The sequence below is a fragment of the Streptococcus sp. 2154 genome (assembly GCF_013277255.1).
Taxonomy (GTDB): domain Bacteria; phylum Bacillota; class Bacilli; order Lactobacillales; family Streptococcaceae; genus Streptococcus; species Streptococcus pseudopneumoniae.
In genome coordinates, this window is sequence record NZ_VMMK01000039.1 from 1 (window position 1) to 14,117 (window position 14,117).

Annotated in this window: 8 protein-coding genes and 2 pseudogenes; 2 read left to right on the forward strand and 8 right to left on the reverse strand. The window is 40.6% G+C overall.

Annotated elements, in window-relative coordinates; genetic code table 11:
- Window positions 1–384 precede the first annotated feature (384 nt).
- Window positions 385–542: pseudogene (locus HT693_RS12080) on the reverse strand (cell envelope).
- Here HT693_RS12080 and HT693_RS07415 point away from each other — a divergent pair.
- Complete coding sequence (locus HT693_RS07415) at window positions 507–626, forward strand: glutamine synthetase (protein WP_100104682.1); 120 nt, start codon at window positions 507–509, stop codon at window positions 624–626. The pseudogene HT693_RS12080 and the gene HT693_RS07415 overlap by 36 nt on opposite strands.
- 89 nt (window positions 627–715) lie before the next feature.
- Here HT693_RS07415 and glnA read toward each other — a convergent pair whose 3' ends face one another.
- The 6 genes from glnA to HT693_RS07445 all read right to left on the reverse strand — a co-directional run bounded on the left by glnA (window position 716) and on the right by HT693_RS07445 (window position 9,834).
- Window positions 716–2,062: a type I glutamate--ammonia ligase gene (gene glnA, locus HT693_RS07420; RefSeq protein WP_050261078.1), complete on the reverse strand. Its 1,347-nt coding sequence runs from the start codon at window positions 2,060–2,062 to the stop codon at window positions 716–718.
- 36 nt (window positions 2,063–2,098) lie between these two features.
- Entirely contained in the window at window positions 2,099–2,455 is a 357-nt protein-coding gene (gene glnR / locus HT693_RS07425; protein WP_000659547.1) for a transcriptional repressor GlnR, read from the reverse strand.
- Between the two features lie 76 nt (window positions 2,456–2,531).
- Window positions 2,532–3,059, reverse strand: coding sequence for an aromatic acid exporter family protein (locus HT693_RS07430; RefSeq protein WP_000119913.1), 528 nt, complete (start codon window positions 3,057–3,059; stop codon window positions 2,532–2,534).
- Between the two features lie 135 nt (window positions 3,060–3,194).
- Window positions 3,195–3,455, reverse strand: a complete 261-nt coding sequence (locus HT693_RS07435) for a hypothetical protein (RefSeq protein ID WP_172925089.1) — start codon at window positions 3,453–3,455, stop codon at window positions 3,195–3,197.
- Between the two features lie 77 nt (window positions 3,456–3,532).
- Entirely contained in the window at window positions 3,533–4,729 is a 1,197-nt protein-coding gene (locus HT693_RS07440) for a phosphoglycerate kinase (protein ID WP_138705107.1), read from the reverse strand.
- An 89-nt stretch (window positions 4,730–4,818) separates the two neighbouring features.
- A complete protein-coding gene (locus HT693_RS07445) occupies window positions 4,819–9,834 on the reverse strand; it encodes a bacterial Ig-like domain-containing protein (protein ID WP_078929778.1) in 5,016 nt (1,671 codons plus the stop codon).
- A gap of 297 nt (window positions 9,835–10,131) precedes the next feature.
- On the opposite strand from HT693_RS07445, the pseudogene HT693_RS07450 reads away from it, so the two are divergent.
- Window positions 10,132–11,763, forward strand: a pseudogene (locus HT693_RS07450) (Na/Pi cotransporter family protein).
- Window positions 11,764–12,321: 558 nt separating this feature from the next.
- Here the strand turns inward: HT693_RS07450 and HT693_RS07455 are convergent.
- Window positions 12,322–13,929 (reverse strand): CTP synthase, encoded by a 1,608-nt coding sequence (locus HT693_RS07455; protein WP_000105243.1) that lies wholly within the window; start codon window positions 13,927–13,929, stop codon window positions 12,322–12,324.
- Window positions 13,930–14,117: the final 188 nt, after the last annotated feature.

Here is a 14,117-nt window from a genome sequence, read left to right on the forward strand (position 1 = left end):
CATAATGTTTCTTATGTGCTTCAAGTATATAAAAAGGCGTAAAAATACGCCTATAGATAATGGGGTTGAAATAGGTTTATTGTTGATGAGATTGTAGATAATTCACTTTTTTACTTCCAATCGAATACTTAAAACTTCCACCTTTTCTGCCTGTAATTGTTCATCATAAAATTCAATATCTTCAGGATTTTCCCCTTGGCAACCTCGGTAGAAATATTCTTCCGCTCGATCAGGATTCAAAAATCGACAAGCATAAACAAAACAGTCTCCATCATCATTTATTGAGATAATATAGTAGATTGAAATAAGATGTAAACCAATCGATTAGGAAAGTTAAATTAATTTCTAGAAATTTTTTAGCAGATGTAGTGTACTATTCTAGTCTCAATTTACTATGGCTTCAAATATATCTTTCGAAAAAATATTTACAGATGTGTATTTTTGAAGCTTGCAAAAGTTAGTAAATTAGTAAACTTGTAGATTTCGATTTGAAGCAATGTGTTTTCTTGCCCGATATTGTTTTTGAAATTGAATTTTTCCATAATGACTCCTTGATTTTCTTCTACACGTCTGATGATAAATCTAATTCGCAAAAGAGTCAAGAGGATTTTTCGAAAAATAAATAGCGATCGAAATCGCTATTTTAAGGGTTCTAAGTATTTGATGGCTTAGACTGCTGTATGACTGTTTGCCTGCAGGCAATCTTTCGTCTCTATTAGTAAAGGTCTAAATAATTATCAATTTCCCATTGTGAAACGAAGGTTGCATAACTTGCCCATTCGATTCGTTTGGCTTCAAGGAAACTAGTATAGATATGTTCTCCGAGAGCCGCTCTGACAACCTCATCCTCTGTCAAAGCTTTCAAAGCATTGTGAAGAGTTGATGGAAGGTCTGTAATACCAGCTTCCTTACGCTCTTCTGCTGTCATGATGTAGATATTTTCTTCGATAGGAGCTGGTGCTTCGATTTTATTTTCAATACCATGCAAACCAACTTCCAAAAGAACTGTCATAGCGATATATGGGTTTGCCATTGGATCAACTGAACGCAACTCAAGACGAGTTCCCATACCACGTGAAGCAGGCACGCGTACAAGTGGCGAACGGTTACGACCAGCCCAAGCAATGTAAACAGGGGCTTCATAACCTGGAACCAAACGTTTGTATGAGTTAACCGTTGGGTTCATGATAGCAGTATAGTTGTAGGCATGCTTGATCAAACCGCCAAGGAAATGGTAGGCCGTTTCTGACAACTGCATTCCTTTTGGATCATTTGGATCAAAGAAGGCATTATTTCCTTCTGCATCAAACAAGGACATATTACAGTGCATACCTGATCCAGCAATACCAAATTTTGGTTTGGCCATAAAGGTTGCGTAAAGGCCATGTTTGCGAGCAATGGTTTTAACAACAAGTTTAAAGATTTGAATCTTATCACAAGCACGGAGAACTTCATCATACTTAAAGTCAATCTCATGCTGTCCAACCGCAACCTCGTGGTGACTGGCTTCTACTTCAAATCCCATTTGGGTCAAGACATTCACAATCTCACGACGTGTGTTGTCCGCAAGGTCAGTAGGCGCCAAATCAAAGTAGCCACCCTTGTCATTCACTTCAAGTGTTGGGTCCCCATTTTCATCGAGTTTAAATAGGAAAAATTCTGGCTCTGGTCCAAGGTTGAAGGATTTAAATCCAACTTCTTCCATGTGACGAAGAGCACGTTTCAAATTGCCACGAGGGTCCCCCGCAAATGGTTCACCTTCTGTTGTATAGACATCACAGATCAAACCTGCAACACTTCCATTTTCATCTCCCCAAGGGAAGACTGTCCATGTATCCAAGTCAGGGTACAAGTACATATCTGACTCATTGATACGTACAAAACCTTCAATAGAAGATCCATCAAACATAGCCTTGTTTGACAAGACTTTATCTAACTGTTCATCTGTAGCAGGAATTTCGACGTTTTTCATGGTTCCCAAAATATCTGAGAACATGAGACGAATAAAGGTAACATTTTTTTCCTTGACTTCACGACGAATATCTGCAGCTGTGATTGGCATGAGTTTTCTCCTTAATGTATGACTACTTGCGGTTGCTTAACCGCGACCAAAAGGTGATTGCACCGAAGCAAAGCGACCCTGTTGGAGGAGTTCATTGTGAAGTGCACGGCGCACCTCAGTCTGACTCACCGCTTTCTTGGATTTCGCTTCACGTTCAGCATATTTTTTCTTAATGGCAGCGATATTATAACCTTCAGAGATATAATCTTTGATTTCAAGCAGACGATCCATGTCATTCAAGGAATACATGCGACGGTTCCCTTCGTTTCGATCAGGTTTGATCAACTCTTGATCTTCATAATAACGAATCTGACGCGCCGATAGATCGGTCAACTTCATAACACTGCCGATAGGAAAAACAGCCATATTTCGGCGAAATTCTTTTTCCTTCATTTACAATTTCCTTCTTTCTGTCTATTATAGTCTAAAAAAAGACAAACGTCAATTGATAATGTTATAAAATGTAACATTATTTTTCTTTTTTCTCTAAAAAGAGCCGAATGCGATCAATATCGTAATTTACTAGAATTGCGACAAAAACTCCCATGAACGTTTCTGATACACGCGCAAAAACGTACAAAATTGTTTCCCCGCTCGGAATCGATAGGGTAATGATTAACATAGCCGCTACACCACCAATAACCCCTGCTTTGTTATTCATGGCTACATTTGTCATAATGGTTAACATGGTGCAGATTGGAACAACTACCAAGGTCACCCAAAAGGCTTCGTGGAAAAAGGTATTTAATAAGAAGAAGACAAAAGCATAGAGGCCTCCGATACTATTCCCTAGAATACGCGAAGTCCCAAAATGAACACTCTTATCAAAACTCTCCCTCAGGCTAAAAACAGCTGTCAAAGCACCGATTTGAAGACCTTTCCAACCAAAAAAGCCAAAAATCAAGAGAACTAGAAAAACAGCAATTCCTGTTTTAAAGGTTCGCATACCAAGTTTGAACTGGGATTTATCGAATTTATATTTTTTAAAATAACTCATAATCTCAACTTTCTATTTCCATTTTATCATAAATCGGTGATTTTTATGAGTAATAGTTGCGAGGAAGCGCTTTTATTTTAAGCAAAAGAAAAGAGGAACTCTCATCCCTCTCTTCTTTGATTTGTTTATAAAATCTTATTTTTCTGTCAAGGCTGCAAGTCCTGGAAGAACTTTATACTCAATGAAAATCAAAGAGCAAACTAGGAAACTAGCAGCAGGTTGCTCAAAGCACTGCTTTGAGGTTGTAGATAGAACTGACGAAGTCAGTAACATATATACGGCAAGGCGACGTTGACGTGGTTTGAAGAGATTTTCGAAGAGTATTACCTTCAAGAAGCTCCATTGATGCCCCACCACCGCGTCACAAATACCTACACTAACACAAAAAGGTGACATAGCCACCTTTTTGTTAACGTTTCAGTTTTCTTCCTTTTCTACAAAATCAGGATTTTGTAGAGACTAACGGGCTGAAATTATTTTTCTGTAAGTGCAGCCAAACCTGGCAATACTTTACCTTCGAGAAGTTCCATTGATGCTCCACCACCAGTAGAGATCCATGAGAACTTGTCTGCACGTCCAAGGTTGATTGCTGCGGCAGCTGAGTCACCACCACCGATGATTGATTTAACACCTGGTTGTTTCACGATAGCGTCCATCACACCGATTGTACCAGCTTGGAAGTCTGGGTTTTCAAATACACCCATAGGTCCGTTCCATACAACTGTTTTGGCACCAGTCAAAGCTTCGTCAAATTTAGCGATAGATTTTGGACCGATGTCAAGACCAAGGAAGCCTTCAGAAACTGCTTCACCTTCAGTGTCACGCACTTCAGTGTAACCAGCAAATGCGTTTGCTTCTTTTGAGTCAACTGGCAAGATCAATTTACCGTTTGCTTTTTCAAGAAGAGCTTTCGCAACATCCAATTTGTCTTCTTCTACAAGTGAGTTCCCGATTTCGATACCTTGTGCTTTATAGAATGTATAAGTCATACCACCACCGATAAGGACTTTATCAGCTTTTTCAAGCAAGTTTTCGATAACACCAATCTTGTCTGAAACTTTTGAACCACCAAGGATTGCTACGAATGGACGTTCTGGAGTTTCAACTGCTTCTTGGATGTAGGCAATTTCGTTTTCAAGAAGGAATCCAGCAACTGCTTTTTCAACGTTTGCTGAGATACCAACGTTAGATGCGTGTGCACGGTGAGCTGTACCGAATGCATCGTTTACGAAGATACCATCTCCAAGTGATGCCCAGTATTTACCAAGTTCAGGATCGTTTTTAGATTCTTTCTTGCCGTCAACATCTTCGTAACGAGTGTTTTCAACCAAGAGAACTTGTCCATCTTCAAGAGCGTTGATCGCTGCTTCCAATTCAGCACCACGAGTTGCACCTGGGAACACAACATCTTGACCCAATTTTGCTGCCAAGTCAGCTGCTACAGGAGCAAGTGATTTACCAGCTTTATCAGCTTCTTCTTTCACACGTCCAAGGTGAGAGAAAAGAATTGCACGTCCACCTTGTTCGATGATGTACTTAATAGTTGGAAGAGCTGCTGTGATACGGTTGTCGTTAGTGATTACGCCATCTTTCAATGGTACGTTGAAGTCAACACGAACGAGGACTTTTTTACCTTTCAAGTCAACGTCTTTAACAGTAAGTTTTGCCATGTTACAAAAACCCCTTTATTTATTTTATTCGAAACTATTATATCACACTTTGGAAATATAAGGAAAGATTTCACAAGATTTTTCGATATTTAATCTTCATCTTCTTTTTTCTGTTTCAATGTCAATGCTAAACTAGCAAGACCAAGGCTTGCCAATCCTGCTATTAGGGCTTCATTGGCATCAGCAGTTCCTGTATTTGGCAATTGTTTGCCTGCTTCTTCTGATTTAACTGCTGTATTTTGGGCTGGTTTTTCTTGTGTAGGCGCTACTGCTGGTTCTGTTTTTACTTTTGTTCCAATTTCAACAATTTCTGGAATCGCCTCTTGGATGACTTCTGTTGAACGAAGACGACGCTGACCGTTTTCATCAACTTCAAAGACATGTCTCAACAGACCATCTCGTCCCTGTATGATGACTCGTTGTTCCCCAACTAGTATATCAGCATTTTCATGCTCTTGACGGTCAAAGGCAACCTTTTCCTCTTGAACTTCCAATTTAGGAGCCTTTTGTTGATCAGAAGCCGGTTGATTAGTAGTTTTTGGAAGGACTATGTTTTGTTGTTCTGGTTTAGTTGAGATAGTAACAAGGTCATTTGCACCATTAGATTCTACTCGTGGTTTCTCAGCAGATTCATAAACAAAGGCATAATGAGTAAAGTGTGGTGCTGTAAAGATAACATGACTATCCGTTTGTTCAAAAGCCAATTCCACTGCCTCTTTGCCTCCAGGTAAGAAGAATACTCTCTTCACTTTCTTATCTTTTTCAATTGGAATTTTCACAATAGAAGCGTAAGAAAGATCAACGTCTTGACCTTTTTCATCTAGACCTTCTATTTCAAAGACATGAGCATCTTCTCCAGCAAAGTATTTCTTCTCTTCAGCACTTGCTTGAACACGCTCTACTTTCAAGCCCTTGATGACAGTCTTCTCTTTATTTGAGAAGTGCACTTCAACACCTGTTTTACTATCAGAAAAGACTGCTGGCTTGTCTTCTTTCAATAAGGCAACCAGATCTTTCAAACTCTGTTTCGCTGTTGCAAGCTCTTCTGGACTCAAATCTACTTTTTCAACCAAGGCCTTGTTTTTCTCAAGAAGAGGAGCTAGGGCAGAACCTGAAGGATGGTTTGGTTTGGCAGCCAAGAGTTCTTGAGCCTCACCTGTTAAGCGATCAAGTTCTGTCTTTTCTTCCGTAAATTTCTCTTGACCATTCAGAGCTTTATGAGCTTCTGTCAATTTATTAAGACGGTCATTAACCTGATCTTGGGTACTAGTTTCATGGTCTTTCAACACTTGTTCAGCCGCTTCAATTGCTTTCAAGAAGGCTTCTTTTACTTCTGGTGAAGCAAAGTTATAGACCACCTTGTTCTTAGCCACTTCAACTTCTGCTAATTTTTGTTTAAGGTACTCATCGTTCAATGCTGCTTTTGGAGATACCAAAACATCAAAGTTGACTTTATGACCTTGGTAACGAAGCGTCAAGGTTTGACGACCAGTCTTTTGAGCATCGTAACCAGAAATTTCAACTCCCTCATCAGTAAAGGAATGTTCTTCCATGGTGTCATTGCTATAAGCCACTGCAAAGCGTCCTTCAGACAAGTCTAAGCTATCACCAACTAGGTAATCTTTTTTCGGTTCCTGACTTACTTCAATTCTCAAAATAGTTTTCGGACTTGCTTCATCTTGACTAGTAACAGTCACTGACAAATTCGCATTTACTGGTTGTCCCAAGTATTGGAGAGTAAGATTTTGTTCTCCCTTATGATGCGTGTCAAATCCTGATACTGATACACCTGCGTGAGTTAGGCGAATGAGTTCGTCCTCAGCTCCCCCTTCATACTGAACTCGAAGAACACCACCTCTAAGGTCCAAATCCTCCCCTTCGGCGTAGCTTGTTTTCTTAGGTCCTGTCTCTAGGCTGACTGACTTGATTTTTCTGTCATCTTTTGGAACGGAAACTGCTAGGACATTACTAATTTCCTTGCCTGGAAACTGGGTACGATAGTACAGAAGACCAGATTGATTTGTCAAATCCAATGGTGCACTTGCTAGGTCTCCTCCAACTTCGCTCTTCAAGGTTGCAAGCGGAGTTTGAGAATTTGGATTGTCATAAACGGTAATGGTTGCTCCAGCTGGTACATCCGCAAAACCAACCTGTACCTTGTTATTGCCTAGAGAACGGGCTGCAGCCTTGGCCATCGGAATATTGACACTCTCAGTATCAAGCTTTTCATACATTTTCCAGTTATAGATACGAATAGCCTTCCATGGAGTTCCATTGTCAGAAGTGACAACATTTAAGCGCCAATCTTGAGCTGTGATAGGTTTATCAAGGGTAATATCTGTAACATGAGCTTTATTGCCACGGACTTCCTTAGCCAACTTCCATTGACCATCCGCATCTTTATAATAGAGGTCAAAGTCTTTGGTGTTCATCAAACCATCGTTGACAGATTCTCCACCAGCTCCAGCATGATCCATGACCCATCTCACAACACGGCGTGGTTGTGTCAAACGAATATCAACGCTACCACTTAATTGAGAAGAAGACCATTTGTCAGATAGACTGGTGATGGTCCCATTCAACATACCTTCGATACCTTCTCCACCTTCTGTATCTGGGAAGGTACTTCCGATAACAGTAGCCCCTGGAACGATGTTTTCTGCTAGAGGTCTTGGAAGACTTGTGTCTTGGACAGTCATCCCCCACTCAAAGTTTGTAGTTGCTGCTTCAGAACGAAGGCCATTCTTACCAACTGCAACAACCTTCAACTCCTGACTAGTACCAGTCGCACTAGCTGAGCGGCTAACTTTTGGTAGGTAGATCGTAGTTGCAGATGAACCTGTCAATAGGCGCCAAGCATCGCCATCCTTTTCATAGACTTCATAGAAATCAGCATCTTTATGACCAGTAAATTGTACAACTGCTTCCGCTTCTTGGGCATTTTTAAGGACTTGTTTGGCTACAGCTACTGTGGTTGGTGCCTGAGGAGCATCTTGATTATTGCTGATGGTCAATTGCCCCAGGTTAAATTGATAACCTTTTAAGTCTTTGTCATTTTCAAAATAGAGTTTAATACCGTAAATTGTTTTACCTGCCAAGGCACTCAAATCAAAATCATCGGTAGTCCAGTTATCTGAAACTGTCAATTCTTTACGGGCAGCTTCATCACCATAGGTATAATCTTTCTTGGTTGCAAATTCTACATAAACCTTGGTCCCTTTGCCTCCTTTGTGGGCAACATGCAATTTGGTTGTATCTGTCACCTTCAAGCGAGTAGAGTACAAATTCACATCTTGCTTGGTCGCACCTGAAAGATCCCCTGCAAATTTAAGAGAAGTTCCACCATTATAAGCATCTTCAAAATCATAGCTTGCTTTCAACTTATCACCAGTTGATTTTTGCCACCAGCGCCATGTTGGAAGAACACCTGAAACTGAACGGTAATTCCACTCAGAATCCTTAGAAACCTTACCATCTACGAACCATTTTCTACCATGACCTGTATTAAAAGAAGTGGTAAAAGTATGACCTACTGCTGGCGTGCGGTCCGCAACTAGGTTGGCAATCCCGTACCAGTCCTTGTCATCTGGTTTTTGACCAGTTGGATCGCCTTGGTAACCAGTGAAGAAGATATTTTCATTCTTATGATAGTCTTCGCCTGTCTTGCCAAGACTTGTAATAGTATCTGGCGCAAAGAGACCAAGTGACAAGCGAAGTTTGCCATTTTCATCTAAAAGGGCATCCCATTTCACTTTAGTCTTATAAGAACCACCCTGTTGCAATTCCAATCCTGCAAAGACATCGTACTGGCTACGCTCTAGCCATTTGGCCATAGCTACAGAGTAATCATTCTTCTCTTTGGTCCAGTTAAAGTTAGCAAAGAAGTGATCAGCGGGTACCTTGTCCCCCTCTTTTTGCATAAACTGATAGTTGTATTCTCCTAAACCATCTTGGTGGTAACGTCCATAGTTATAAGTCATGGCATCGTACCAAGAATACTTGATTGGATGGTTTACCTTAGCAGCATACTCCTTGGTATAGAGCATAAACTGGCGCATCTTTTCTCCAAGAGGTTCAACCAAATCCCCAGTTGTTTCTTGGTTAATGAAATAGCCATCATAGCCATAATACTTGGCCATATCTACCAATTTACGGGCAATTGGGAAGCTACCATCTGCGTCTTGCTTCAAAGCTTCAGCGAATTTTTCTTGATCAGCAATACTATTAGACCAGTTGAAGAAGAGTGTACCATATACAGGAACCCCGTTACGGTGACCTGCATCAATAACGTCAGGAGTTGGTACGAGACCTTCCCAGAAGACCATTGAATCTAGATATTGCCAATAGTCAAAAGCATAGGCCTTGAACTCTTCTCCACCAACAGAAGCATGGTCTTTTGCTTTAGAATTGGTGTTTGATAAGGCTTGAACTTTTGCTTCCTTGCTAGCTTTTTCATTGACTAAATGACCTGTCCGACGTGAAGCGAGGACAACAGATCCGCGGTTAATAGCATCATCTTCACGAGCACCTGGTTCCCATTTTAACAATTCTTCCCAAGAATTAAATTTGATTTCCTTTGGTTTTAATGTTTTTTCTGTATTTTTAGGGACATCTGGCTGGACTTCTTTTTCAGTCTTATTAGCTTCGGCTGCTGGCTTAGACTCATCCCCTTGGTTAGTTGCTTCGGGCTTTGCTTCTGTTTCCTTGTCAGACTTAGGTTTTGCTTCTGCAGATGGTGTTTCTGCAACCACCTCACTTGCTTTTTCCTCTGGTTTAGCTGCGCTAGCTGCTTCTGCAGTTTCAGTAGTTGCAGCTTCATTGCTTGCTGGCGAAGCAGTTTCAGATGCTATCGCTACTCCTTCTGCCTTTTCTAGCTTGTTTTCTCTAGCATGTTCCCCTTCATTCTGCTTATCAGCTTCATTGGTCGAATGCTCACTCTCTCCTGAAACAAGCTCTGTATTAGCTCCGCTATTTTCAGGAACTGCAGTTTCTTCAGCCAAGGCTGGACTAGCAAATAAAACAGCACCAATCATCAGCGAGCAGGCTCCTACTGATAACTTACGAATACTGTAACGACAACGTCTTTCAAAAAATGAATTCTTCATTTTCTCCTCCTAAAAAATTGATTTTGTTGCACAAAAGAAAGCGCTTAACTTTCTTTATAAAATTTTTATCCCAATCACAGGGACCAAGATAATCACATTTTTATCCTAAAGCATTTTTTGACAAAAAACAATAGCTGTTTTCACAAATCTAAAATAAGGTTAAAAACTCTTAAAAATAATACACTTATCAATTATAATTTTCTTTTACAAACTTGACATTAACACTTGTTAGATTTACTTTTATCCTTTAAAATAGAATAGGAGATATTCCGCGATTATTTTTCGGAGGAAAAAGAAATGTCCATTAATTGGCAGGAAATTTTATTTCACTTTTTAGGTGGTCTGGGGCTATTCTTATATAGTATCAAGACCATGGGAGACGGTTTACAACAAGCTGCTGGAGATCGCCTTCGTTTTTACATTGACAAATATACTAGTAATCCTTTCTTTTGAGTTCTGGTTGGTATTGGGATGACTGCTCTAATTCAGTCTAGTTCTGGTGTAACAGTTATCACAGTCGGCCTGGTCAGTGCCGGTCTCCTAACCTTACGTCAGGCTATCGGAATTGTCATGGGGGCTAATATCGGGACAACAGTCACATCCTTTCTTATTGGGTTTAAACTAGGTGACTATGCCCTACCTATGCTCTTTATCGGTGCTGTCTGTCTCTTTTTTACGAAAAATCGGACAGTCAATAATATCGGACGCATCCTCTTTGGTGTCGGTGGTATCTTTTTTGCCCTCAATCTTATGAGCGGTGCAATGGCTCCACTCAAGGATTTACAGGTCTTTAAGGACTATATGATTGAGCTAAGTAAGAATCCTGTTTTGGGTGTCTTTGTCGGTACCGGCTTGACCTTACTGATTCAAGCTTCCTCGGCTACCATCGGGATTTTACAAAACCTCTACGCCAGCAATCTCATTGACCTGCAAGGAGCTTTGCCAGTTCTATTTGGTGACAATATCGGGACAACCATTACAGCCATCATTGCCTCTTTAGGTGCTAATATTGCAGCTAAACGGGTAGCAGGAGCTCATGTTGCCTTCAACGTTATCGGAACAGTCGTCTGCGTTATTTTTCTAGTTCCTTTTACAGCCCTGATTCATTGGTTTGAAGCTACGCTAAATCTAGCACCAGAAATGACCATCGCCTTTGCTCACGGAACCTTTAATATTACCAATACCATTGTCCAATTTCCATTTATCGGAGCTCTGGCTTACTTTGTAACCAAGATTATTCCTGGAGAGGACGAGGTTGTCAAATATGAACCCTTATATCTTGATGAGCATTTCATCAAACAAGCCCCATCTATCGCTCTCGGAAATGCTAAGAAAGAGCTCTTGCATTTAGGAAACTACGCTGCCAAAGCCTTTGACCTTTCCTATAAGTATATCATTGACTTGGATGAAAAAGTTGCTGAAAAAGGGCATAAAACCGAAGAAGCCATTAACACCATCGATGAGCAATTAACACGTTATCTCATTGCCCTTTCAAGCGAAGCTCTCAGTCAAAAAGAAAGCGAAGTGCTCACCAATATCCTTGATTCCTCCCGTGATTTGGAACGGATTGGAGACCACGCGGAGGCTCTACTCAATCTGACTGACTATCTTCAACGTAAAAATGTTGAATTTTCTGATGCCGCCTTGAAAGAATTAGAGGAAGTTTATCGTCAAACTAGTGACTTTATCAAAGATGCTCTGGATAGTGTGGAAAACAATGATATTGAAAAAGCACGCAGTCTTGTAGAACGTCATGAAGCAATCAATAAGATAGAACGTGTTCTCAGAAAAACCCACATCAAACGCCTCAACAAGGGCGAATGTTCAACACAAGCTGGGGTCAACTTTATAGACATCATCTCACACTACACTCGTGTATCAGACCACGCTATGAACCTTGCTGAAAAGGTTTTTGCAGAACAAATCTAAGAACCAAGAAGCTATCCATCATAATTGGATGGCTTTTTGCTTTTTCCTAAGCAAGACTAGGCTGAATGAAACTGAAAGAGTATTCTGCAGATATATAGTATATTGAAACTAGAATAGTACACCTCTATTTCTAAAACATTGTTAGAAATCGATTTGACTGTCCTGAACGATTTATCCTGTTATTATTTCATTTTATTATAGTGGATTAAATTAAAAAAGTATAGTATATTGAATCTATAACAGTACATCTTGACTGCTAAAATATTTCTATAAATTAATTTGACTTTCCTGATAGAGTTGTTCACATCTTATTTCAATTCACTATACAATCCAGTTCCTAAAACTTTGCTAGAAATTGATTTGGCTTTCCGAATTAATTTGTTCAAATTTTATTTCATTTCAATATACTGAAAAATCCATTCACTAGCACAGGGCAAGAGGGAGTCGCTATTGATTTCAACGGTAGCAGGTACATACAGAGGACTCCTACCTCAGATATACTGCAATATCATCGTATGCAAAAAACCTCTGAGATTTTTCTCAAAGGTTCTGATTTTGCTAATTGCTGTTCTCAACCGCTGCAGTAACAAAGGCAGTGTAGAGTTCTTCTGGTCGGTTTGGACGGCTTGACAGTTCAGGGTGATACTGACAAGCTACAAAGAATTTATTTTCAGGAATTTCCACGATTTCTACCAAACGATTGTCTGGAGAAACTCCTGAAAAGACAAAACCTGCTGCCTCAAACTGCTCACGGAAGGCATTATTAAACTCATAACGGTGACGGTGACGGCGTTGCACCACTTCTTGATTATGATAAGCAGCTGCTGCCTTAGAGCCACGTTTCAACTTAGACGGATAAAGCCCCAAGCGAAGGGTTCCCCCCATATCCTCAACATCAATCTGATCACGCATGATATCAATGATAGGGTATTTTGTTTCTGGTGCAAGCTCTGCAGAATTGGCACCTTCGAGTCCTAAAACGTGACGAGCAAATTCGATACATGTCAACTGCATTCCCAAGCAGACTCCCAACATTGGAACATCATTTTCACGCGCATAGCGGATGGCTTGGATTTTCCCTTCTGTACCACGTTGACCAAAACCACCTGGTACGATGATCCCGTCCGCATCAGACAAGAGTTCTGCTACATTCTCTGCTGTCACATCATTGGCATTGACCCAATTGATTTTAACTTCTACATCATTGACATAGCCAGAGTGTTTCAAGGCTTCGACCACTGAGATATAGGCATCTTGCAACTCCACATACTTACCAACAAGGGAAATCTTAACTTGTTTCTTGAGGTTCATGACCTTGTCCACCATGGCTGACCATTCTGTCATATCCGCTGCTGGTGCGTCTAATTTCAAATGGTCACAGACAATTTGGTCCATACCTTGTGCCTGCAAGTTCAGTGGAATTTGGTAAAGATGTTCGACATCCAACGATTCGATAACGGCTTCTGGTGCCACATCACAGAACTGGGCCAGTTTATTTTTAATTCCTTGACCAGCTGGCTCTTCTGTACGAATCACCAACATATTTGGTTGGATTCCCAATCCACGCAATTCTTTTACAGAGTGCTGAGTTGGTTTGGTCTTCATTTCACCAGCGGCCTTGAGGTAAGGAAGCAAGGTTGTATGGATGTACATAACATTATCCGCACCCACATCCGCCTTCATCTGACGAAGGGCCTCTAGGAATGGCAAGGACTCGATATCTCCAACAGTTCCACCAACCTCTGTGATAATGACATCAGAGTCGGTCGTTAGAGCGGCACGCTTGATTTTTTCTTTTAAAGCATCTGTGATATGAGGAATAACCTGAACAGTTGCCCCAAGGTATTCTCCACGACGTTCCTTACGAAGAACTTCACTGTAAATTTTACCAGTTGTCACGTTGGAATATTTGTTGAGATTGATATCGATGAAACGTTCATAGTGACCCAAGTCCAAATCTGTCTCAGCTCCGTCATCTGTCACAAAAACTTCCCCGTGCTGGTAAGGACTCATAGTTCCTGGATCAATATTGATATAAGGGTCAAATTTTTGAATGGTTACTTTAAGACCACGATTTTTCAAGAGACGGCCCAGACTCGCTGCCACAATCCCTTTCCCAATAGACGATACCACACCACCAGTTACAAAAATATATTTCGTAGACATAGATTCCTCTTTCTAAAGTGCTCAAGGTCTTGCTAACTACGTGGGGACATAGAAAACAAGACCCTACTAATAAGAATAATCTGGGACGACTGCACCAGATTCACAACTAATACTCTTCGAAAATCTCTTCAAACCGCGTCAACGTCGCCTTGCCGTAGATATGTGTTCCTGACTTTGTCAGTCTTATC

Coding starts and splice junctions, on each gene's coding strand:
- HT693_RS07455 (WP_000105243.1), bottom strand. CDS start 13,929: ATGTCTACGAAATATATTTTTGTAACTGGTGGTGTGGTATCGTCTATT.
- glnR (WP_000659547.1), bottom strand. CDS start 2,455: ATGAAGGAAAAAGAATTTCGCCGAAATATGGCTGTTTTTCCTATCGGC.
- HT693_RS07435 (WP_172925089.1), bottom strand. CDS start 3,455: ATGTCACCTTTTTGTGTTAGTGTAGGTATTTGTGACGCGGTGGTGGGG.
- HT693_RS07430 (WP_000119913.1), bottom strand. CDS start 3,059: ATGAGTTATTTTAAAAAATATAAATTCGATAAATCCCAGTTCAAACTT.
- HT693_RS07440 (WP_138705107.1), bottom strand. CDS start 4,729: ATGGCAAAACTTACTGTTAAAGACGTTGACTTGAAAGGTAAAAAAGTC.
- HT693_RS07445 (WP_078929778.1), bottom strand. CDS start 9,834: ATGAAGAATTCATTTTTTGAAAGACGTTGTCGTTACAGTATTCGTAAG.
- glnA (WP_050261078.1), bottom strand. CDS start 2,062: ATGCCAATCACAGCTGCAGATATTCGTCGTGAAGTCAAGGAAAAAAAT.